Genomic DNA, 21,313 nt, shown 5'->3' with positions numbered 1-21,313 from the left:
TTTCTATTTCATATAATAAAAATTAGATGCAATGGTTACGTAGGGAGGGTATGAGATGAGACTGGAACGTTTAAATTATAATAAGATTAAAATTTTCCTAACATTTGATGATTTATCTGAACGAGGATTAACGAAAGAAGATTTGTGGAGAAATGCACCGAAAGTACAGCAACTATTCCGTGATATGATGCAAGAAGCAAATACAGAATTAGGGTTTGAAGCGGATGGACCGATTGCTGTTGAAGTATTTTCTCTACAAGCTCAAGGTATGGTTGTAATTGTAACAAAAGAAAATCACGAAGTGGACACAGAAGATGAGTTCCGTGACGAGTTTATTGAAATGCAAGTGACTCTTGATGAAAGTGAACATATACTTTACGAGTTTGCTACATTAGATGATGTAATCAATTTGTCAAATCGCTTATATAACCTTGGTGTAACTGATGGGAAGTTGTATACGTGGGATGATCGTTTTTATCTTTGGATAGAAGAAGAAGAGCAATTTCAATTATTGAAGGCGGATTTTATAGCTATTTTAGCGGAGTACGGTAATCCGTCAACAGCAACAATTTACCGCGTAATGGAATATGGTAAAGAATTAATGGATTCTCAAGCGATTGAACAAATATACAATTACTTTGTGAAAAAACAAAACCTCAGCTAATGTAACGTAGCTTGAGGTTTTATTTTTATTCAGCTGAAAATCTAAAATCTATAAAACGAAGTGTAGGTAACAAGACTAGCCGATCTGTATGTTAAAATGTAATCAGTATTTCTTGATGAAATAATTGTTTTATCGAATGTATTTTGATGAAAATAAAAAATATTTAAATATTTAAGTATTTTACTTTTCTAAAAGCAATAAAAGGACTATAATAATAGTGAAAACGCTTGCAATACAAAATAGTTTGTATATATTTGTTAGCGTTTTCTATTGCATTCCAAATTTAACGGTGTATACTAGGCAATGAAGGTTTACTAAACAAGTGAAATTACAGGGGGTTTACTTACTATGGTAGCCGAAAAGGGAACTCAAACGAAAACACAACAACAAGGGGAACAACATTTTGAATTGTTAAATTCAACACAAATTGTAATTAATGAAGCATTAGAAAAATTGGGTTATCCAAACGAAGTATATGAATTATTGAAAGAACCAATTCGTATGATGACAGTGAAAATTCCAGTTCGTATGGATGACGGGACTGTTAAAATATTTACAGGATATCGTGCACAACATAATGATGCTGTTGGTCCAACGAAAGGTGGAATTCGCTTCCATCCAAACGTAACAGAAAATGAAGTGAAAGCACTTTCTATTTGGATGAGTTTAAAATGTGGTATTGTTGATTTACCATATGGTGGAGGTAAAGGTGGAATCATTTGTGACCCACGTGAGATGTCTTTCCGTGAATTAGAAAGATTAAGCCGCGGTTATGTACGAGCAATTAGCCAAATTGTTGGTCCGACAAAAGATATTCCGGCTCCAGATGTATTTACAAACTCACAAATTATGGCATGGATGATGGATGAGTATAGCCGTATCGATGAATTTAATTCACCAGGATTTATTACGGGTAAACCACTTGTATTAGGTGGATCACACGGACGTGAAACAGCGACTGCAAAAGGTGTAACAATTTGTATTCGTGAAGCTGCGAAAAAACGTGACATTGATATTAAAGGTGCGCGCGTTGTTGTTCAAGGATTTGGTAATGCGGGTAGCTTCTTAGCTAAATTTATGCATGATGCAGGCGCGAAAGTAATTGCAATTTCAGATGCTTACGGTGCACTACATGATCCGAATGGATTAGATATTGACTACTTACTAGATCGTCGCGATAGCTTCGGTACTGTAACAAAACTATTTAATAATACAATTTCAAATACAGAACTGTTAGAACTTGATTGCGACATTTTAGTTCCTGCTGCAATTGAGAACCAAATTACAGAAGAAAATGCTGATAAGATTAAAGCGAAAATTGTGGTTGAAGCTGCAAATGGTCCAACTACATTAGAAGCAACAAAAATCTTAACAGATCGTGGTATCTTACTTGTTCCAGACGTATTAGCAAGTGCTGGTGGCGTTACGGTATCTTACTTTGAGTGGGTACAAAATAACCAAGGTTACTACTGGACTGAGGAAGAAGTAGAACAACGTTTAGAAAAAGTAATGGTAAAATCATTCGATTCAATTTATGAAACATCACAAGTTCGTAAAGTGAACATGCGCTTAGCTGCATACATGATTGGTGTTCGTAAAATGGCTGAGGCTAGTCGCTTCAGAGGTTGGGTATAATATATAATGTTTTGAGAAAACGTGATTTCCTTTCGAGGGAATCGCGTTTTTTGTTGAAGTATTAAATGAGGTGTTGTATATGGGGAATGAAATGATGGAACGAGTAGACCAATTAGAAGAAAAGGTTAAGGTGTTAGAGGGTGAACTTGCAAGAGCTAAGAGAGCCCGAAAAACAAGTGTCGTTCGGCTGTTCGGCGAAGGATTATTGTTTTTAATATTTGGTGCAGTTGTAGTTGGACCAATTATCGCGTTTATATTCACAATTATTACTTGGTTTGGTGAAAAATAGAATAAAAAATAAAAAAGAACGCTTGTTCTGCACGAACAAACGTGCTATACTTTCCTTAGATAAGCAAAACGGAAATGATTTTAAGGAGAGATAAATGATGAAAATGACAGTAGACCAAAGATTTATGATGCCAGCAGATGTTGTAGAACGAGTGGAAGTATTACGAAACAAACAAAGTAAGCGTGGCACATTATTACAATCGGTAAATAAATTTTTCGGTTTAGATACGAAAGAAGATTGTATTTGGTTTTACGGTTTTTATGGAGTCGCTGTAAGTATTTTGTTATTTATGGTGTTCACATCAAATATTTTCAGTTTTCTCTTCGCGTAAGAAATGTGCGATAAGGACATTGCTACCGAATACATATATAAGGAAGTAAAGTAATCTTCTAAAGCGGGAGTTGGTAGTAATGGCGATGTTTCCTATAGAGCGTAACTATATTGGATATGGAAGTTCACGACCGGGAATTCCTCTTTCTAAAGTAAGGTTTATTGTAAGTCATGATACGGGGAATCCTGGTAGCAATGCGATAGGGAATCGAGATTACTTTAATGAAATACAACCGAAAGCTTCGGCGCATACATTTATAGATGACAAAAAAATATTGGAAATTATTCCTATAAATGAAGTTGCGTATCATGTTAGATATGGTGTGCCGACGGATAATGACTTATATGGTTATGATGCGAATAAGGCTGCCATTGGGGTAGAACTTTGTTATGGCGGTGATGTTAACTTTTGGGAAGCATATACTCGTTTTACGTGGTATCATGCGTATTTATGCCAAAACTTCGGTTTGAATCCGAAAAAAGATATCGTATCACATAAAACACTTGATCCAGCTAGAAAGATTGATCCTGAGAATGTATTAGGGAAACAAGGTATTAAATTTCAGCAGTTTTTAGCAGATGTCTATCGGATGTACGTTTCGTTTAGATGACAAATATATGAAAAATGAATACAATAAAGATAGGTGCCTACTGCTGTAAGTAGGTTTTTTCTTGTTTTTATAAATAGTGTATTGGTAGAAGACTAGGAGTGAACAGGTATGCAAAAAGAAACAGTTATTATTATCGGAGGCGGTCCATGCGGATTAGCAGCGGCGATTTCGTTGCAAAAAGTGGGGTTAAATCCGTTAGTAATCGAAAAAGGAAACATTGTAAATGCAATTTATAATTATCCAACTCATCAAACATTTTTCTCCTCTAGTGAAAAATTAGAAATTGGTGAAGTTGCTTTTATTACAGAAAATCGTAAGCCATTTCGTAATCAGGCGCTTGCGTATTATCGTGAAGTAGTAAAGCGTAAATCTATACGTGTAAATGCATTTGAACGAGTGGAACAAGTTCAAAAAGATGGTGATGTTTTTAAAGTTGAAACGACGAAGCGTGACGGAAACAAAGAAATATATGTTGCGAAATACATTGTTGTCGCAACTGGATATTATGATAATCCGAATTATATGAATGTACCTGGTGAGAAACTTGAGAAAGTAGCTCATTATTTCAAAGAAGGACACCCTTATTTTGATCGAGATGTCGTTGTAATAGGTGGTAAAAATTCAAGTATAGATGCAGCGTTAGAGCTTGTTAAATCGGGTGCACGTGTAACAGTTCTATACCGTGGTGGGGAATACTCGCCAAGTATTAAGCCGTGGATTTTGCCGGAATTTGAGGCGTTAGTACGAAATGGGACAATTCAAATGCATTTCCATGCGCATGTAAAAGAAATTACTGAGCATACGTTGACGTATACAGTAGATGGTGAGGCAAATACAATTCAAAACGATTTTGTATTTGCTATGACGGGTTACCATCCAGACCACAGCTTCTTAACAAAAATGGGAGTTCGGATTGATGAAGAAACAGGACGCCCGATTTATATAGAGGGTAGTATGGAAACAAACGCTGAAAATATTTTTATTGCAGGTGTAATTGCTGCGGGGAATAACGCAAATGAAATATTTATCGAGAACGGTAGATTCCATGGAGATGCGATTGCGCAAACCATTGCATCAAGAGAAGAATAAAAAGAAGCTGTCGAAATCTTCGACAGCTTCTTTTTTAATCGTGCATATACATATTTTGGATTGCTTCATGAGAATTTGTATTCTCTAATGCGACTAATAATTTAATACGCGCCTTTTGAGCATTTAAACCGTATGTGAATATAACGCCCATATCTTTTAATTGCTTGCCGCCACCTTCATATGAATATACATCTTGAACGATACCGTTGAAACAGCGAGACACTAATACGACAGGAATTCCTTTGCCTATTAATCGTTCTAGACTAGGAAGTGTTCTTGGAGGTAAATTACCTTGTCCAAGTGCTTCAATAACAATTCCGTCTACTGGTAGTGTTTCGATTGCTGATAATAATGTATCATCCATACCTGCGTATGCTTTTAGAACGACAACGTTTTTAGAAATCTGTCGTACTGTGCATGTTTCGTGATGCACTAAAGCATGATGGAAAACAACACCACGTTTTGTTACCATGCCAATTGGTCCGTACTGTGGACTTTGGAATGTCGCGACATTACTTGTGTGCGTTTTTGTTACATTTGTAGCACAATGTATTTCGTCATTTAATACGACTAGAACGCCTTTTTCAGCAGCTTCATTACTACTAGCAACTTTTACAGCTGATAAGAAATTATATAGACCATCGGCACCTAATTCATTACTAGAACGCATTGCCCCTGTCACAACGATTGGGATAGTTGCTTGAACTGTTAAATCAAGAAAATAAGCTGTCTCTTCTAATGTATCGGTACCATGCGTGATGACTACGCCGTGAATATCGTCTTGTTTTACTCTTTCGTCAATGATGACTTGCAATTGTAGCATTTCGCTAGGAGTCATGTGAGGAGATGGAAGATGGAACACATCTTCGACAATTAAATCAACATCGCCTTCTAAATCAGGAATAAATTGTAAAAGAGGATTTTTTTTACCTGGTTGTACGACCCCAGTTTCTTTATCTTCCTCCATTGCAATTGTTCCACCTGTGTGTAAAACTAGGATTCTTTTCAATGCTTATACCCCTTTCAAGTTGAAAAATACATTTAGAACATAACATGTTTTGAGTAAATTCGACAATGAAAATGTATAAAAGTAGGCTTAGAAAATGACAATAAAATAAATTACTTTAAGTGTGCTCCGGTAAGTGGTTATTAGGTTAGGTTTTGTTTATGGAAATTTATGAGAGTAGATGTGTAAGTGTAGAGAGGGAAGGAGTGAGTTTTTTTGAAAAAAGTGGAGAAAATTATAATTCGTATATTACTGATTCAATTTATTTTTCTTTCTGTCGTCCAACTGCTTTTTATACATAAATCTTCAGTGAAATATTTATCGAAAATTGTTTATTACGAAGGTGTCGTCACGAAAAATAAGGCGGAAATCTTACAGGTGAATAAGTAGTTTTCATTTTCTTCTATGATGGATTATGCTACAATTATTGAGGATTTAATGACGCGAGGCAAATGAGAAGAAGCAGGGGGAAAATACCTGCTTTTCGTTTTGTTTTATAAGTGAAAAATGAGGTGTTACAATGGATAAACGAATTTCGATTGCTATAGATGGTCCAGCGGCTGCTGGGAAAAGTACAGTTGCAAAAGTGGTTGCAAAAAAACTTTCATATGTTTACATTGATACAGGCGCAATGTACCGTACTATTACATATGCAGCCCTTGAACAAAAAGTGGATATTGAAAATGAAGAAAAGTTAATGGAAGTTGTAAAAAATGTAAATATTGAATTTCAGCAAGGGGAAAATACACAACTTGTATTTTTAAATGGACAAGATGTTTCTGAAGTGATTCGTACGCCAGATGTGACGAATCGTGTATCTATTGTAGCAAAGCATCGTCTTGTTCGTGAAGAAATGGTACGTCGTCAACAAGGATTAGCTAAAAAAGGCGGCGTAGTAATGGATGGCCGTGATATTGGTACACATGTACTACCAGATGCTGAAGTGAAAATCTTTATGCTTGCTTCTGTAGAAGAAAGAGCGGAAAGAAGACATTTAGAAAATATGAATAAAGGTTTCGATTCTAATTTAGAGCAGTTAAGAGAAGAAATTGCTAGGCGTGATAAATTAGATTCAGAACGCGAAGTTTCTCCTTTGAAAAAAGCTGATGATGCATTGGAATTAGATACAACTTCTTTATCAATTGAAGAAGTTGTCCAAAAAATTATGGGTATTGTTTCAGGAGTATTTGCGAAATAAAGAAAGAGGACTATCCTCTTTCTTTATTTTTTTTGAAATGTAAAGGATAAGTGAATTATAAGTCTCTTTTCTTGACAAATGGGCTAATTTGTAAGAAGTTAGTTACAGAGGAAAAAAACTGTCAGAATATATTCGCTATTATATTTCAAATCATACTTTCTTCAAGATGATTTTGCTGTATACTATTTATATAGATTTAATATAGTTTCTTGTGAACTGTATTGAAACAGAATATGTGATGATAAATTCTTAAACATGCAAATGAAAACATTTGTTTTCATTTCGTATATACATAAAAATGCTTTGTCAATTCTGTAGGGAGGTATTTCCATGGTAGAGAAAATGAATGAAGAAGTTATGAATTCAAAAGAATTACAAGTTGGTGACGTTGTTACAGGTTCTGTAACGAAAGTTGAAGAGAAACAAGTTCTTGTAAATGTTGGATACAAAACAGATGGCGTAATTCCGATTAGTGAATTAGCTAACGTTCATATTGAAAAAGCAAGCGATGTTGTAGAATTAGATCAAACACTTGAATTGAAAATTATTAAATTAGAAGATGATGATCTTGTTTTATCTAAGAGAGCTGTTGACGCAGAAAAAGCGTGGGTAGAATTACAAGAAAAATTTAATTCTGGTCATGTATTTGATGTTACTGTAAAAGATATCGTGAATGGTGGGTTAGTTGTGGACCTTGGTGTTCGTGGTTTTATCCCAGCTTCACTTGTAGAAGTACATTATGTAGAAGACTTTGCTGACTATAAAGGAAAAACATTAGCGGTGAAAATTGTTGAATTAGACCGTGAAAAAAATCGTGTAATCCTTTCGCATAAAGCCGTAGTAGAACTAGAACTAGATTCTAAGAAAAAAGAAGCAATCTCTTCGTTAAAAGAAGGAGATGTTGTTGAAGGAACAGTACAACGATTAACGGATTTTGGTGCTTTCGTTAACGTTGGTGGTGTGGACGGTTTAGTTCACATTTCACAAATTTCACACGAACGTGTAGAGCAACCTTCTGAGGTATTAGAGCAAGGTCAAAAGGTAAAGGTAAAAGTGTTATCTGTTGATGCTGATACACAACGTATTTCTTTATCAATTAAAGCAGCTCAGCCGGGACCTTGGGAAAATGTTGCTGGCGAAATAAAGGCTGGAGATATTCGTGAGGGAGTAGTAAAACGCCTTGTTACATTCGGTGCATTTGTTGAAATTTTACCTGGTGTTGAAGGGCTTGTGCATGTATCTCAAATTGCAAATCGTCACGTGAAAAATCCAAATGAAGTATTGGAAATGGGACAAGAAGTAAAAGTGAAAGTACTTGAAGTCCATGTAGCAGAAAAACGTATTTCTTTAAGCATAAAAGAAACGCTTGAAGAAAATAATGTAACAGAAGATTATAGCCAATATGAGCCAAATGCTGATTCGGCTACTTTCCAGTTAAGTGATATTATTGGTGAACAACTGAAAAAATTAAAGAAATAAAGAGGGGTACAAGTGGTAAGGGCAAAACGTAAATTAGATCATATTGAATATGCTCTTTCTACTGGTCAGTCTCGTACGCATGGCTTTCATGATATTGATTTTGTGCATCAAAGCTTGCCAAATTCAAGTTATGACACTATAACATGTGAAACAAAAATCGGCGAACTTTCACTAAGTTCGCCGATTTTTATCAATGCGATGACTGGTGGTGGAGGAGAGCAAACATTACATATTAATGAGCAATTAGCATATGTAGCGAAACATCATAACCTTGCTATGGCTGTAGGTTCGCAAATGGCAGCTTTAAAAAATGAAAGTGAAGCGGCTTCGTATAAAGTTGTTAGGAAAGTAAATCCGAATGGGATTTTTTTCGCAAACTTAGGAAGTGAGGCAACTGTCGAACAGGCAGAGCGTGCCGTTGATATGATCGAAGCGAATGCACTGCAAATTCATTTAAATGTCATACAGGAGTTAACGATGCCAGAAGGAGACCGTGATTTTACTGGTGTACTTCAGCGGATTGAGAAAATAGTTTTAAAAAGTAAAGTACCTGTCATCGTAAAAGAAGTCGGTTTTGGAATGAGTAAGGAAACAGTACAACAGTTAGCGAATATAGGTATAACAGCAATTGATATTGGCGGACAAGGTGGTACGAATTTTGCTGCTGTTGAAAATGAAAGAAGACAGCGAATGCTTTCTTATTTTAATAACTGGGGCATACAAACAGCTACCTCGATTATTGAAGCAACCTCTACAAATAATAACCTCTCTTTTATTGCATCTGGGGGTATACAAACAGCACTTGACGTGGCAAAGGCAATCGCATTAGGGGCGAATACAACTGCGTTTGCTGGATACTTTTTACGTATTTTAATACAAGATGGTGTTGAGAATTTAGTGGATGAAATTGATCTTTTACATACAGATTTAAAATTTATTATGACAGCTCTTGGCGTGAAGACGATAGAAGAGTTACAATCTGTACCTCTTGTTGTAAAAGGTGAAACGTACCATTGGTTAGCGCAGCGAGGGATTGACACTGCACATTATAGTAGGCGATAAAAAATCAACCATCCGGTTGATTTTTTTGCGTATTATTTTCGTAAAATGAAGAGGGAGGGCGAGAAGTTATCATTCTATATAATTCTATAAATGGAAAAAAGAGAGAATTTAAATTATAATAAAAGTATATATAAATATCGTGCAGAAAAGCTAAAATTGAAAAAAGGGGTTATAAAAATGAAGAAATGTAGAAAATGTGCTGCTGAATTATTGGAGGATTCTTACTTTTGCCATGTTTGTGGAGAGAAACATGGCAAAAGTAAGAAAGTATTCCTCTCTATATAGCTGGTTAGCGATAAAACAAGATAAGAGATTGCTATTTAAGAGCCAAAAGAAACAAGGGAAAATTTACGATAATTTAGGGGATGAGGATGTTAATAAAAAAGGAGATAATGTATCTTCAAATAGTAAAAATACAATAGGACGCATTACATATAATAGTGAAGATGTTAACATCCATGCACGAAATATAAGAGAAGATACAGCGGTTTCTGGATATAATAAAAAGGTTGAAATTTCATTAACTTCAAATGTAAGAGAAGGAGATTCTAGTTCAACAACAGCACAATCAGCAATTAAAACGGCCAATATTGCAATCGCAGTCGGGAATGAATTGTATAGGAATCCAACGGTGAATGCAGGAAGTGGAATAGAAGCACTAATTTTATCAAGGGAATTAGGAGAAGACAAAAATCCATCGGAAGATTCGTATGCAATTTATTATTTTAATATACCAAATGAAGTAAGTTTAAGTAATGCTGAAGTAGTATTGCTTTCTGATCAAGGAAATACCATTGTGAGTAGGGAAATTAAAGGAGAAAAAGAAGATATTGTAGGTGTGAAAAAAGAGGTTGAGCGAAAGTTAAATGAGATAGGAGAGACGGATTATGTACGTGTAGAGGTAAAGAGTAAAGATCCTTCTCTACATACGTATTATGTTATTACATATTCTAAAAAACCAACAGGTGTAGTTACGATTGATGCCTCGTTGAGTGATAGGGTTTATAATGCGAAAACAAAAGAATTATATTACGAGTAGAAATAAATAAAATAATTGTGTAAAAAGACGGTTTCGTACAATATCGAAACCGTCTTTTTGTATTGCCTATTTGAGGGCAGCTCGATTGGTGTGGGCTAATAATCAGTGGGGATGGATACCCCCACTGAAGTTTCACTTTATTTAATGCTGATTTTGCTTTCGAGCTTGCTCCGGTGTATCAAGACTTGTTGCACCGGGATATTGAAGCGATTGGTCGCGATCAGATTCAACGCGGCGTGATTCTCTTAGCTTTCGTTCTTGGCGATCTTTACCCATTGTGAGTTACACCTCCTTATTAAAAGTTTTGCTGTTATGAGAAAAACTATGCACAAAGAAAAGGAGGATTAACTTTCATAAAAAGTTCCCATAATGGAAATCATAGGAGGTGAAATGATGGATGGGAGTACTTTTTATTTTGTTGCTTGGATAGGGTGGATTGTCGTGACCTTTTTTATGAAAAAGGAATCTATTCGTTGGAAGATAAGTGCTTGTATATTAATTTTTATTATTTGTTCTCCGTTAAATGTGACGATTGCTTCTTTCACGATATCGGTAAATGCCCTTTTGCTTTGTATTATTTCTTTTGTAGGTATCGCGTTATATTCTATTTGGAAAAAATTATATACCTTACTTTCGGCACTTATTATTGCAATGTTATATACAAGCTTTCATTTGTTAGAAGTATATGATCCAATTTGGATTGTGGTTGATAGGTTGTTGCTGTTAAGTGGTGCACTTGTGTATGCATCGGTTTTATTGCACGGGGATCGCATATTACGATTATGCTCCTTGTATATAGGGATGTTACAAGGAGAATTATTGGTGACGCTTATTTTTCGTAAATTACATTTTCCTTATGAATACGGCAGTTTAGCTTTTTTAGATGTTGCTGCTGTTTCCACTTTATTTATGGCGATTTTACTTTGGATTACAAAGGCATCGGTATATATGGAACAATTTAAGAGGAAAACACGTAAAAGAAAGGCGAGGGTAATACATGACTGAATATACACCAGCTATTTTATGTGGCGTAATTGCAGGTACAATAACTAGGTTGTTAATGCTTCGTACCGATACGAGGCAATATCCGACGAGGCTTCACGGGAAAATTATTCATATCGCGATGGGATTAATTGCGGCTGCCTTAGGAGCAATTGCGATTCCGTCTGTTTTGAAAAAAGATTTCTCTGCAATTACATTTCTTACGTTAGCAGCGACGCAATTTCGTGATGTGCGCAATATGGAAAGAAATACGCTTCAACAATTAGATGGATATGAGCTCGTACCACGTGGTAATACATACATTGAAGGAATTGCATTAGTATTTGAAAGTCGTAACTACTTGGCGATGTTAACGTCGTTTGTAACAACGTTTGCGTATATAGGATTCGATTCATGGATTGCCGGGGTAATTACTGGTATAGTAAGTTTTTTCATTGCGAAAAAATTAATGTCAGGTAAAAGACTTCATGACCTTGTAGAAATAGAGCACGTTCCACTTCGTTTTGAAGGAGCAGGACTTTATATTGATAATATTTACATTATGAATATTGGATTGCCAGCAAGGCAAGAAGAAATTATGAAATATGGAATGGGATTTATTTTAAAACCGAAATCGATAGATGCGATGGTTACAATCTCAAACTTAGGACAACGGCAAGCTATTTTACATGATGTTTCGGTTGCTTTAGGAATATATAGAGATTCTGGAACGCCGGCACTTGTACCGTTAGCGAAGCGTGATTTAGAGGATGGGAGAGTTGGGGTTTTTGTTCTGCCGCAAGATCAAGATGCAGAAAAAGCGATAGGGGTAATCGGAAATGTACCAACATTAGAGAGTGCTGTTCATATGTCATCAGAAGCTCCGAAAGGAAGGGGAGATAAGAGATGATGTTAGAAAGTGTTATTCTCGCAGTCATTACAACAACGCCAGAGAAATTTGCAGGTGGTGCCCCTTTATTTATTTGCGAGTCGACAGAGGAACTGGAATTTGTTGCAAATAATTTAGAGGCTATTTTAGATGGTATTGCACATCGCTTACAAGATAATGTATATATTATTGTGAAACATTAGTAACGTGTGGTATAATGTGAGGTGTTTTGATACGTTGAGAAATATTCTGGAATGCAAATCCCTTCTTGCACAAAGAAGGGTTTTTTACATAATAAACAGAAGCAAGTTGAAAGGATGAAAGTATATGCCGAAACCAGTAATAGCGATAGTAGGCCGCCCGAACGTAGGGAAATCTACTATTTTCAATAGAATTGTTGGAGAAAGAGTTTCAATCGTAGAAGATATACCAGGTATAACGCGAGACCGTATTTATAGTGCGGGAGAATGGTTAAATCATGAGTTTAACATTATTGATACAGGTGGAATTGATATTGGAGACGAGCCGTTTTTGACACAAATTCGTCAACAGGCGGAAGTAGCGATTGATGAAGCGGATGTTATCATTTTTATGACGAATGGTCGCGATGGTGTAACTGCAGCAGATGAAGAAGTTGCTAAAATTTTATACCGTTCTAAAAAACCAATTGTACTTGCGGTAAATAAGGTTGATAATCCAGACATGCGTAGTGATATTTATGATTTTTATGCATTAGGATTTGGCGAGCCATTCCCGATTTCAGGTACACACGGTTTAGGACTTGGTGATTTGTTAGATGAAGCTGCAAATCATTTTCCAAAGATTGAAGAAGAAGCGTATGACGATGAAACAATCCGTTTCTCTTTAATTGGACGTCCAAACGTAGGGAAATCATCACTTGTAAATGCACTTCTTGGTCAAGAACGTGTAATTGTAAGTAATATAGCGGGAACGACACGTGATGCTGTTGATACACCATATAGTAAAGATGATCAAGATTATGTAATCATCGATACAGCTGGTATGCGTAAAAAAGGGAAAGTATACGAAAGTACAGAAAAGTATAGTGTACTTCGTGCACTTAGAGCGATTGAACGTTCTGACGTTGTTTTAGTCGTTTTAGACGGAGAAGAAGGAATTATTGAGCAAGATAAAAAAATCGCTGGATATGCTCATGATTCAGGACGAGCTGTTATTATCGTTGTAAACAAATGGGATGCAGTGAAAAAAGATGAAAAAACAATGAAAGCATTTGAAGAAAACATCCGTGCTCATTTCCAATTTTTAGAGTATGCACCGATTGTATTCTTATCTGCGAAAACGAAAAAGCGTACACAAACGTTATTACCGGTTATCAATGAGGTAAATGAAAGCCATAGCATCCGTGTACAAACGAATGTATTAAATGATGTAATTATGGATGCGGTAGCGATGAATCCAACACCGACACATAATGGTAGCCGTCTGAAAATCTTCTATGCGACACAGGTTGCGGTAAAACCACCAACATTTGTTATATTTGTAAACGATACAGAATTAATGCACTTTTCATATGAGCGCTTCTTAAAGAATCGTTTACGTGAAGCATTCGGTTTTGTAGGAACGCCGATTCACATTATCGCTAGAGCAAGAGACTAATGGAGAGGATGTGATTTTATGACAAAAATCACAGTAATAGGAGCAGGTAGCTGGGGAACAGCGTTAGCGATGGTATTAGCTGACAATGGGCATGATGTACGTATTTGGGGAAACCGTCCTGAACTCATGAATGAAATTAATACGAAGCGTGAGAACAGTAGATATCTTCCAGGGATTACATTGCCAAGCACAATCGTAGCCTACTCTTCTTTAGAAGAAGCATTAGTAGATGTAAATACAGTACTGCTAGTAGTACCGACGAAAGCGTACCGAGACGTATTGCAAGAGATGAAAGAAATTGTTACAGAGCCAATTACTTGGATTCATGCAAGTAAAGGAATCGAACCAGGTACGTCAAAACGTATTTCGGAAGTGATTGAGGAAGAAATTCCAGAGAGCTTGATTAAGGATGTTGTTGTACTATCTGGGCCGAGTCACGCTGAAGAAGTTGGGTTGCGTCAAGCGACAACTGTTACGTCTGCAGCAAAGCGTATGGAAGCGGCTGAGGGAGTACAAGATTTGTTTATGAATAGCTATTTCCGTGTATATACAAACCCAGATATCGTTGGAGTTGAACTTGGTGGTGCTTTAAAAAATATTATTGCACTAGCTGCGGGGATAACTGACGGGCTTGGATTAGGTGATAATGCGAAAGCGGCATTAATGACACGTGGTTTAACAGAGATTGCTCGTTTAGGAAGAAAAATGGGCGGAAATCCGTTAACGTTTGCTGGTCTAACTGGTATGGGAGACTTAATTGTAACTTGTACAAGTGTGCATAGCCGAAATTGGCGCGCTGGAAATATGCTTGGAAAAGGGCACTCTTTAGAAGAAGTGCTAGAAAGTATGGGTATGGTTGTAGAAGGTGTAAGAACAACGAAAGCTGCTCATGAATTGGCAGAGAAAATGGAAGTTGAAATGCCGATTACAGCTGCTTTATATGACGTGCTGTTCAATGGGAATAATGTGAAAGATGCAGTAGGCTCATTGATGGGACGTGTTCGAAAACATGAAGTTGAAGCGGTACCTGATTTGTTATAAAGAAAGCGGTAGAAGTACATTTCGTACTTCTACCGTTTTTTATTTTTTATGGGTCTTTTCACCAATTTTTCATCTCTGCATAGGATGAAGAGTAACTTGAGGAGAGGGTGAAAAGAATGGATAACAACATTTTTAATAACATTGAAAAAGAAGCGAAAGTGAACAAAGAAGATATTTTTAAATTAGCGTCGTCTGTTCAAAATGCGAACTTACGTGATGAGACAGTGCTTCGCCAATTGATTCATCAAGTTGCTCTAATGGCAGGACGCGAAGTGCCGAAAGAGCAAGAGGATCAAATTGTAAAAGCGATTATTAACAATAATATGCCGGCGGATTTTGGTTCGTTAAGTAAAATGTTTAAAAAATAAATTATGAGAAACAAAGAGTTTAGAGAATGCATATGATAGTTATGAAAGAATGGGAATAGAGCTGTTAAGGGCATATTTGGTCAACCGAAGCGCATCATTTCGTGCTTCGGTTTTATTATTTTAAATAAAAATCATCAATTCACGGAAAAATGATGATTTTTATTTGTTTAAAGATTTTAATTTGTTAAAATAGTATAAAAATAGATTGAAAGTAAAGGGGTGTATATATGTCGGAAGGGCTTATGAAAATGTGGTTTGCTTTAGGGGCAATTGGATTTATGTTTCTTGCAGTAAGTTTTATTTTATTGAGTAGGCATAAAATGAAGAATAAATTTTTGAAAGGGATTACAGCTTTAGTAGCGTACACCCTCATGATTGTATCGGGAATTGTTATCTTCCTTGTTGTATTTAGTGGCCCTATTGAGCAATAAAGGATGTGTAGTCGGTAAATGTTACAAAAGCAACAGTCCATACTAGCATGAAAAGGTGATTGTCAGTGAAAAAAATCCATATTATTTTAATATTTTGTTGCATGAGCATTTTAACAGGGTGTATGTATCCAAGAGAAAATATGAAACAAAGTGCTATTCCTTATGAAGACCAGTTGCAAGTTGTACAAAAAGCCATTAATACATATAAGGAGCAAACGGATGGTTTATTACCAATTAAGACGCGTGATATGAGTACGCCGATTTATCAGAAGTATCCAATTGATTTTCAAAAAATTGCTCCAAGGTACATACAAGAGGCACCAGGGAATGCGTATGAAAGTGGTGGAGTATATCAATATGTATTAATAGATGTTGAAAAAAATCCGACAGTAAAGTTAATTGATGTGAGAATGGCGGAACAAATTCAAGAAGTGGCATTGAAGCTAAGGATGTATCGTGATGAACATCAATATCCACCTTTTAAAAAAGTGATCACAGATGGTGTTTATGAATTAGACTTCAAAAAACTAGGATATAAAGATGTACCACAAGTGACAAGTCCGTACTCAGGAAAGGGTCTCCCTCTTGTAATTAATGAAAAAGGAGAATTGTTTGTTGATTATAGAATCGACTTATATGAAGCGTTGAAAAAAAATGAAGGACAATTTAAAGAAGGTGAAGATATCCGGAGTATATTATCGAAGGATTCCCCGTTTGTTCCTGCATACTCTTTGCCGTATACAGTAAAAAATGGAGAACCAATTTTTTTGAAATCATAAGTCATGAACCTTTCTTTTAGTGAATAAGTTCTAGAAGAAAGGTTTTTTATGTTATACAACTTGCGATGCAAACAAAAGGTATTTTTAAATAGTCATATGAAATTGGACAAAATTATATGATATATTGTCCGAACTTCTAGAATACCATTATATTATATCAGATATTATAGGCAACGTTAGAGAAGGTATTAGTTGACTATAAACGTGGAATTATTCCCAAAAATATTGAGGGAGGGAATCACTTGGAAAAGGTAGATATTTTTAAAGATATTGCGGAACGCACAGGCGGTGATATTTATTTTGGAGTTGTAGGAGCTGTTCGAACAGGGAAATCAACATTTATTAAAAAGTTTATGGAACTTGTTGTTATTCCCAATATTGAAAATGAGTCAGACCGTCAAAGAGCGCAGGATGAACTGCCTCAAAGTGCTGCTGGTCGTACAATAATGACGACGGAACCGAAGTTTGTTCCAAACCAAGCGGTTTCTATCGAAGTAGATGAAGGTCTTGAAGTGAATATTCGATTAGTAGATTGTGTTGGATATACGGTTCCAGGAGCAAAAGGCTATGAAGATGAGAATGGTCCGCGCATGATTAATACTCCTTGGTATGAAGAGCCTATTCCATTCCATGAAGCTGCAGAAATCGGAACACGTAAAGTAATTCAAGAGCATTCAACAATTGGTGTCGTTATTACAACAGATGGAACAATTGGTGAAATTCCAAGAAGAGATTATATAGAGGCAGAAGAACGCGTTGTAAATGAGTTAAAAGAAGTAGGAAAGCCTTTCATTATGATTATCAATACTGTACAGCCATACCATCCAGATACGGAGCAGTTACGTCAAAGTTTATCAGAAGAATATGATATCCCAGTAATTGCGATGAGTGTAGAGAGTTTAAGAGAAACAGATGTGTATAACGTACTGCGAGAAGCATTATTCGAGTTCCCGGTTTTAGAAGTGAATGTAAACCTTCCGAGCTGGGTAATGGTGCTAAATGAAGGGCATTGGTTACGCCAAAGTTATCAGGAAGCGGTTCAAGAGACTGTAAAGGATATAAAACGTCTTCGTGATGTGGACCGTGTCGTTTGGCAGTTTAGTCAATATGAATTTATTGATCGAGCAAGTCTAGCTGGCATCGATATGGGGCAAGGTGTGGCAGAGATTGATTTATATGCGCCAGATGAATTGTATGATCAAATTTTAAAAGAAGTAGTAGGAGTAGAGATTCGAGGGAAAGATCATTTATTAAAGCTTATGCTCGATTTATCTCATGCGAAAACAGAGTATGACCAAGTGGCGGATGCCCTGCGGATGGTAAAACAAACCGGATATGGAGTAGCAGCGCCTGCATTAGCTGATATGAGCTTAGATGAACCGGAAATTATTCGTCACGGCTCAAGGTTCGGTGTTAAATTAAAAGCGGTTGCGCCGTCTATTCATATGATTAAAGTGGATGTAGAATCAACATTTGAACCAATTATCGGTACTGAAAAACAAAGTGAAGAACTAGTTCGTTACTTGATGCAAGATTTTGAAGATGACCCGCTATCAATTTGGAATTCTGATATATTTGGGCGCTCTCTTAGCTCTATTGTTAGAGAAGGAATTCAAGCGAAGTTATCTCTAATGCCAGAAAATGCTCGTTATAAATTAAAAGAAACGCTAGAAAGAATTATTAATGAAGGATCTGGCGGATTAATTGCGATTATATTATAAGAAAAAAATCCCTCTAATTGCAGAGGGATTTTTTCTTTTTGAGTACGTAATAGAAAAATAAACAGTCATTATCTAATATTTTGTTGTAAATTGTCAAGTTTCATCAGAATTTCACATTTTTAGAGTAACAATTTCCTTAAAAATATTGAATTATAAAGGAGAATCGTATAATATAGGCGTTGATAATGATTTATCTACATCTTTGTAGTATAGAATTTGTAAAAATTGCCTACAAATGAAAGTAAGACTCATTTTATGATCATTATACAGTCTTATCTTTGGGAGGAGGTGAATGGCATGAACAAGACAGATTTAATCAATGCTGTTGCAGAAGCAAGTTCCCTTTCTAAAAAGGACGCAACAAAAGCAGTGGACGCTGTTTTTGATTCTATCTTAGAAGCTTTAAAACAAGGTGATAAAGTACAACTAATCGGATTCGGTAACTTCGAAGTTCGTGAGCGTGCGGCTCGTAAAGGTCGTAACCCACAAACAGGTGAGGAGATTGAAATCGCTGCAAGTAAAGTACCTGCATTCAAACCTGGTAAAGCGTTAAAAGATGCGGTTAAATAATCCTTACATATTAACAGGGAAGAAGAGTTTCCTTTTTGGAAACTCTTCTTTTTGCTTTTAAAAACATAAATATGCTAGAATGTGTTCGTATCACTTTTAGGTTTTTCGGGAGGGCTAGCGGATGGCAAAAGTTAATTTAGAACAAATTGAACATGCAGTACGTCTTATTTTAGAGGCAATCGGAGATGACCCAAATCGCGAGGGAGTACTTGATACACCGAAACGTGTTGCGAAAATGTACGCAGAAGTATTCTCAGGGATGCATGAGGATCCGAAAGAGCATTTACACAAAGTATTCGGAGAAGACCACGAAGAGCTTGTATTAGTAAAAGATATACCATTCTATTCGATGTGTGAGCATCATCTTGTTCCGTTTTATGGAGTTGCTCACGTTGCATATATTCCGCGAGGTGGAAAAGTAACAGGGCTAAGTAAATTAGCCCGTACTGTAGACACAATTGCGCGTCGTCCGCAACTACAGGAACGAATTACATCAACAGTAGCTAACTCTATTATGGAAGTACTAGAGCCGCATGGTGTAATGGTAGTAGTAGAAGCAGAGCATATGTGTATGACGATGCGTGGTGTGAAAAAGCCTGGTGCGAAAACAATAACGACTGCGGTGCGCGGCGTGTTAGAAAATGATGCAGCAGCACGTAGTGAAATTTTATCGTTTATTAAGACGAATTAAAGAAGAGCGGGAAACTGCTTTTCTTTTTTTATATACAAAAAAATGATATAGTTTTAATGTTAAAGAGCAAGAATATAAAGGTTGGAAATTACTTCTGCCTTTTGTGGAAATGAATGTTTGTAGTTGTTAGAGACGAAGATAACTTGTATGAATAAAAGTTGAGGCTTTATTCGGTGGCAGTTTGGCAGAAGTAGCCAAGTTTTGATTATAGAAAATAGAATGTATGTGTTATAATAAATTTTATGAATTAGAAAACAAGGGTGATTTTTTGTGTGTGACATCTACGGAGGGTATGCGGGTATTAAAGAGAAATTGATGGAGAAATTACGCCATCCTTATTTTATAAACTATATTGAAGAACCATTTATTGATGAAGAAAAAATAGCGCTGTTATACGGTGCATTAAAAAGTGCAAATATACATAAAGAACAAATTGATCATTATGTCGTAACGATTATGCTTGTACAAATTGCTCTTGATACACATGAAAAAGTATCAAATAAAGCAAACGAAGAGACGAGTGGATTCCATAAGCGTCGTCAATTGACAGTTCTTGCAGGGGATTATTATAGTGGTCTATACTATTACTTATTGTCAATGAATTGTGATATTATCTTAATTCGTGCACTTGCTGAAGGAATTAAGGAGATTAATGAACATAAAATTATGCTATATCAAAAAGCACATGTGACGATTCAAGACATAATGGAAAGTGTAGTAATAATTGAATCTGCGCTTTTGCAAAAAACATGTGATCATTTTCAGTTATCTAATTGGAAACCATATATAACTTATGTGTTAGGAAAAAATCGTCTTCAAAAAGAGTGTCAATTGTATGCTGATAAACAAAATTCACCTGTTTTTCAAGCAGTCCAAAAAATCTCATTGGATGATGATGAAAATTTGGAAACAGTTATTAATGAATGGCTTATGGAAATGAGAAAGCAGGAAGAAAATTTTTTAGAGAATCATACAGAAGTTAATGAGATAATTTCTATGTTAAGAGATAAATCAAGGACATAAGCAACTTTACATTGGAAGAAGGTACGAGCATGCAACAATCAAAAGAAGAAAGAGTACATGACGTATTTGAGAAAATTTCTGATAAATACGATGTGATGAATTCTGTAATTAGTTTTCAAAGGCATAAGGCATGGCGCAAAGAAACGATGCGAATTATGGATGTGAAACCCGGGAGTAAGGCACTTGATGTATGCTGCGGGACGGCAGATTGGACAATTGCACTAGCGGGAGCTGTAGGTGAAGATGGGAAGGTTTACGGTTTAGACTTTAGCGAAAATATGCTAGCTGTCGGTAAACAAAAGGTAGAAGCTTTAGAATTAAAGCAAGTAGAACTTATGCATGGAAATGCAATGGAACTTCCTTATGAAGATAATACGTTTGATTATGTAACGATTGGTTTTGGGTTACGTAACGTTCCGGATTACATGCAAGTATTAAAAGAAATGACGCGTGTAGTAAAGCCTGGTGGAAAAGTAATTTGCCTGGAAACATCTCAACCAACGATGATAGGTTTTCGTCAAGGATATGTCTTATACTTTAAATATATCATGCCGTTATTTGGAAAGATGTTTGCGAAAAGTTATAAAGAATATTCATGGCTTCAGGAATCTGCTAGTACATTCCCAGGGATGAAAGAGTTAGCACGTATGTTTGAAGAAGCTGGGCTTAAGAATGTGCAAGTGAAACCATTTACTTTTGGTGTAGCAGCTATGCATTTAGGTATTAAACCAGAATCAAAATAGAAAATAGAAAAAAGACGTTTTAGGTTAAGGTGAACA

The 21,313-nt window shown here is 36.0% G+C and carries 26 protein-coding genes; 24 read left to right on the top strand and 2 right to left on the bottom strand.

Annotated elements, in window-relative coordinates; all coding sequences use genetic code 11:
- Positions 1-55 precede the first annotated feature (55 nt).
- From JFT89_RS06605 to JFT89_RS06580, 6 genes are all read left to right on the top strand, one after another.
- On the top strand, positions 56-664 hold the full coding sequence (locus JFT89_RS06605; RefSeq protein WP_002011786.1) for a genetic competence negative regulator: 609 nt from the start codon (positions 56-58) through the stop codon (positions 662-664).
- Positions 665-1,012: 348 nt separating this feature from the next.
- The gene (gudB, locus tag JFT89_RS06600; RefSeq protein WP_000225168.1) at positions 1,013-2,299 is read left to right on the top strand and encodes an NAD-specific glutamate dehydrogenase; all 1,287 of its coding nucleotides are present in this window, start codon (positions 1,013-1,015) and stop codon (positions 2,297-2,299) included.
- 79 nt (positions 2,300-2,378) lie between these two features.
- A complete protein-coding gene (locus tag JFT89_RS06595) occupies positions 2,379-2,588 on the top strand; it encodes a hypothetical protein (RefSeq protein WP_002064510.1) in 210 nt (69 codons plus the stop codon).
- 94 nt (positions 2,589-2,682) lie between these two features.
- Entirely contained in the window at positions 2,683-2,919 is a 237-nt protein-coding gene (locus JFT89_RS06590; protein WP_002064512.1) for a DUF3961 domain-containing protein, read from the top strand.
- Between the two features lie 79 nt (positions 2,920-2,998).
- Positions 2,999-3,529, top strand: a complete 531-nt coding sequence (locus JFT89_RS06585) for a peptidoglycan recognition protein family protein (RefSeq protein ID WP_002064514.1) — start codon at positions 2,999-3,001, stop codon at positions 3,527-3,529.
- Between the two features lie 108 nt (positions 3,530-3,637).
- Positions 3,638-4,618 carry a YpdA family putative bacillithiol disulfide reductase gene (locus tag JFT89_RS06580; protein WP_002030753.1) on the top strand — a complete coding sequence of 327 codons (981 nt, stop codon included), beginning with the start codon at positions 3,638-3,640 and terminating at the stop codon, positions 4,616-4,618.
- Positions 4,619-4,652: 34 nt separating this feature from the next.
- On the opposite strand, the gene ansA is transcribed toward JFT89_RS06580, so the two are convergent.
- Entirely contained in the window at positions 4,653-5,627 is a 975-nt protein-coding gene (gene ansA / locus JFT89_RS06575) for an asparaginase (protein WP_080001742.1), read from the bottom strand.
- Between the two features lie 213 nt (positions 5,628-5,840).
- On the opposite strand from ansA, the gene JFT89_RS06570 reads away from it, so the two are divergent.
- The 5 genes from JFT89_RS06570 (at position 5,841) to JFT89_RS06550 (ending at position 10,402) form a co-directional block, all read left to right on the top strand.
- Complete coding sequence (locus JFT89_RS06570; protein WP_002135263.1) at positions 5,841-6,014, top strand: DUF5359 family protein; 174 nt, start codon at positions 5,841-5,843, stop codon at positions 6,012-6,014.
- A 130-nt stretch (positions 6,015-6,144) separates the two neighbouring features.
- Entirely contained in the window at positions 6,145-6,822 is a 678-nt protein-coding gene (gene cmk, locus JFT89_RS06565) for a (d)CMP kinase (RefSeq protein ID WP_002011798.1), read from the top strand.
- A 330-nt stretch (positions 6,823-7,152) separates the two neighbouring features.
- Positions 7,153-8,301 (top strand): 30S ribosomal protein S1, encoded by a 1,149-nt coding sequence (rpsA, locus tag JFT89_RS06560; protein ID WP_002064519.1) that lies wholly within the window; start codon positions 7,153-7,155, stop codon positions 8,299-8,301.
- A gap of 12 nt (positions 8,302-8,313) precedes the next feature.
- Complete coding sequence (gene fni / locus JFT89_RS06555; protein ID WP_016094454.1) at positions 8,314-9,363, top strand: type 2 isopentenyl-diphosphate Delta-isomerase; 1,050 nt, start codon at positions 8,314-8,316, stop codon at positions 9,361-9,363.
- A 250-nt stretch (positions 9,364-9,613) separates the two neighbouring features.
- A complete protein-coding gene (locus JFT89_RS06550; protein WP_033706598.1) occupies positions 9,614-10,402 on the top strand; it encodes a hypothetical protein in 789 nt (262 codons plus the stop codon).
- A gap of 141 nt (positions 10,403-10,543) precedes the next feature.
- On the opposite strand, the gene JFT89_RS06545 is transcribed toward JFT89_RS06550, so the two are convergent.
- The gene (locus tag JFT89_RS06545; protein WP_000513901.1) at positions 10,544-10,678 is read right to left on the bottom strand and encodes a YpzI family protein; all 135 of its coding nucleotides are present in this window, start codon (positions 10,676-10,678) and stop codon (positions 10,544-10,546) included.
- A gap of 117 nt (positions 10,679-10,795) precedes the next feature.
- Here JFT89_RS06545 and JFT89_RS06540 point away from each other — a divergent pair, with 117 nt between their 5' ends.
- The 13 genes from JFT89_RS06540 (at position 10,796) to menG (ending at position 21,277) form a co-directional block, all read left to right on the top strand.
- Positions 10,796-11,407: a YphA family membrane protein gene (locus tag JFT89_RS06540; protein WP_002086626.1), complete on the top strand. Its 612-nt coding sequence runs from the start codon at positions 10,796-10,798 to the stop codon at positions 11,405-11,407.
- Entirely contained in the window at positions 11,400-12,293 is an 894-nt protein-coding gene (locus tag JFT89_RS06535) for a YIEGIA family protein (protein ID WP_002135269.1), read from the top strand. Before JFT89_RS06540 ends, JFT89_RS06535 begins: the two co-directional genes overlap by 8 nt.
- Entirely contained in the window at positions 12,290-12,475 is a 186-nt protein-coding gene (locus JFT89_RS06530; RefSeq protein WP_002086624.1) for a capping complex subunit for YIEGIA, read from the top strand. The genes JFT89_RS06535 and JFT89_RS06530 overlap by 4 nt, the downstream gene beginning before the upstream one ends.
- A 124-nt stretch (positions 12,476-12,599) precedes the next feature.
- Positions 12,600-13,910 (top strand): ribosome biogenesis GTPase Der, encoded by a 1,311-nt coding sequence (gene der / locus JFT89_RS06525; RefSeq protein ID WP_002011811.1) that lies wholly within the window; start codon positions 12,600-12,602, stop codon positions 13,908-13,910.
- Between the two features lie 18 nt (positions 13,911-13,928).
- Positions 13,929-14,951: an NAD(P)H-dependent glycerol-3-phosphate dehydrogenase gene (locus JFT89_RS06520; RefSeq protein ID WP_016094452.1), complete on the top strand. Its 1,023-nt coding sequence runs from the start codon at positions 13,929-13,931 to the stop codon at positions 14,949-14,951.
- Positions 14,952-15,067: 116 nt separating this feature from the next.
- Positions 15,068-15,319, top strand: coding sequence for a stage VI sporulation protein F (locus tag JFT89_RS06515; protein ID WP_000369753.1), 252 nt, complete (start codon positions 15,068-15,070; stop codon positions 15,317-15,319).
- A 227-nt stretch (positions 15,320-15,546) separates the two neighbouring features.
- The gene (locus JFT89_RS06510; protein WP_002011815.1) at positions 15,547-15,750 is read left to right on the top strand and encodes a DUF2768 domain-containing protein; all 204 of its coding nucleotides are present in this window, start codon (positions 15,547-15,549) and stop codon (positions 15,748-15,750) included.
- A 65-nt stretch (positions 15,751-15,815) separates the two neighbouring features.
- A complete protein-coding gene (locus JFT89_RS06505) occupies positions 15,816-16,529 on the top strand; it encodes a hypothetical protein (protein WP_002126422.1) in 714 nt (237 codons plus the stop codon).
- Positions 16,530-16,771: 242 nt separating this feature from the next.
- Positions 16,772-18,250 carry a stage IV sporulation protein A gene (spoIVA, locus tag JFT89_RS06500; RefSeq protein ID WP_000416521.1) on the top strand — a complete coding sequence of 493 codons (1,479 nt, stop codon included), beginning with the start codon at positions 16,772-16,774 and terminating at the stop codon, positions 18,248-18,250.
- Positions 18,251-18,547: 297 nt separating this feature from the next.
- Positions 18,548-18,820 carry an HU family DNA-binding protein gene (locus tag JFT89_RS06495; protein WP_001043860.1) on the top strand — a complete coding sequence of 91 codons (273 nt, stop codon included), beginning with the start codon at positions 18,548-18,550 and terminating at the stop codon, positions 18,818-18,820.
- A gap of 121 nt (positions 18,821-18,941) precedes the next feature.
- Positions 18,942-19,511: a GTP cyclohydrolase I FolE gene (gene folE / locus JFT89_RS06490; protein WP_002064524.1), complete on the top strand. Its 570-nt coding sequence runs from the start codon at positions 18,942-18,944 to the stop codon at positions 19,509-19,511.
- Between the two features lie 270 nt (positions 19,512-19,781).
- A complete protein-coding gene (locus JFT89_RS06485) occupies positions 19,782-20,534 on the top strand; it encodes a heptaprenyl diphosphate synthase component 1 (protein WP_201039686.1) in 753 nt (250 codons plus the stop codon).
- 29 nt (positions 20,535-20,563) lie between these two features.
- Positions 20,564-21,277, top strand: coding sequence for a 2-heptaprenyl-1,4-naphthoquinone methyltransferase (gene menG / locus JFT89_RS06480; RefSeq protein ID WP_002086620.1), 714 nt, complete (start codon positions 20,564-20,566; stop codon positions 21,275-21,277).
- The last annotated feature ends 36 nt before the right edge of the window (positions 21,278-21,313 follow it).

The sequence above is a fragment of the Bacillus sp. TH25 genome (genome assembly GCF_016650935.1).
Classification (GTDB): Bacteria; Bacillota; Bacilli; order Bacillales; family Bacillaceae_G; genus Bacillus_A; species Bacillus_A mycoides.
The sequence above is the reverse complement of the archived record's forward strand: the minus strand, read 5'-3'. Positions and strand labels throughout refer to the sequence as shown.

Bases quoted from the DNA above. Each gene is read 5' to 3' on its own strand.
- JFT89_RS06595 (WP_002064510.1), top strand. From the start codon at position 2,379: ATGGGGAATGAAATGATGGAACGAGTAGACCAATTAGAAGAAAAGGTT.
- JFT89_RS06495 (WP_001043860.1), top strand. From the start codon at position 18,548: ATGAACAAGACAGATTTAATCAATGCTGTTGCAGAAGCAAGTTCCCTT.
- JFT89_RS06510 (WP_002011815.1), top strand. From the start codon at position 15,547: ATGTCGGAAGGGCTTATGAAAATGTGGTTTGCTTTAGGGGCAATTGGA.
- JFT89_RS06550 (WP_033706598.1), top strand. From the start codon at position 9,614: ATGGCAAAAGTAAGAAAGTATTCCTCTCTATATAGCTGGTTAGCGATA.
- JFT89_RS06535 (WP_002135269.1), top strand. From the start codon at position 11,400: ATGACTGAATATACACCAGCTATTTTATGTGGCGTAATTGCAGGTACA.
- JFT89_RS06520 (WP_016094452.1), top strand. From the start codon at position 13,929: ATGACAAAAATCACAGTAATAGGAGCAGGTAGCTGGGGAACAGCGTTA.
- JFT89_RS06580 (WP_002030753.1), top strand. From the start codon at position 3,638: ATGCAAAAAGAAACAGTTATTATTATCGGAGGCGGTCCATGCGGATTA.
- JFT89_RS06530 (WP_002086624.1), top strand. From the start codon at position 12,290: ATGATGTTAGAAAGTGTTATTCTCGCAGTCATTACAACAACGCCAGAG.
- rpsA (WP_002064519.1), top strand. From the start codon at position 7,153: ATGGTAGAGAAAATGAATGAAGAAGTTATGAATTCAAAAGAATTACAA.
- JFT89_RS06515 (WP_000369753.1), top strand. From the start codon at position 15,068: ATGGATAACAACATTTTTAATAACATTGAAAAAGAAGCGAAAGTGAAC.
- JFT89_RS06590 (WP_002064512.1), top strand. From the start codon at position 2,683: ATGATGAAAATGACAGTAGACCAAAGATTTATGATGCCAGCAGATGTT.
- JFT89_RS06540 (WP_002086626.1), top strand. From the start codon at position 10,796: ATGGATGGGAGTACTTTTTATTTTGTTGCTTGGATAGGGTGGATTGTC.
- der (WP_002011811.1), top strand. From the start codon at position 12,600: ATGCCGAAACCAGTAATAGCGATAGTAGGCCGCCCGAACGTAGGGAAA.
- JFT89_RS06605 (WP_002011786.1), top strand. From the start codon at position 56: ATGAGACTGGAACGTTTAAATTATAATAAGATTAAAATTTTCCTAACA.
- JFT89_RS06585 (WP_002064514.1), top strand. From the start codon at position 2,999: ATGGCGATGTTTCCTATAGAGCGTAACTATATTGGATATGGAAGTTCA.
- cmk (WP_002011798.1), top strand. From the start codon at position 6,145: ATGGATAAACGAATTTCGATTGCTATAGATGGTCCAGCGGCTGCTGGG.
- folE (WP_002064524.1), top strand. From the start codon at position 18,942: ATGGCAAAAGTTAATTTAGAACAAATTGAACATGCAGTACGTCTTATT.
- JFT89_RS06545 (WP_000513901.1), bottom strand. From the start codon at position 10,678: ATGGGTAAAGATCGCCAAGAACGAAAGCTAAGAGAATCACGCCGCGTT.
- gudB (WP_000225168.1), top strand. From the start codon at position 1,013: ATGGTAGCCGAAAAGGGAACTCAAACGAAAACACAACAACAAGGGGAA.
- menG (WP_002086620.1), top strand. From the start codon at position 20,564: ATGCAACAATCAAAAGAAGAAAGAGTACATGACGTATTTGAGAAAATT.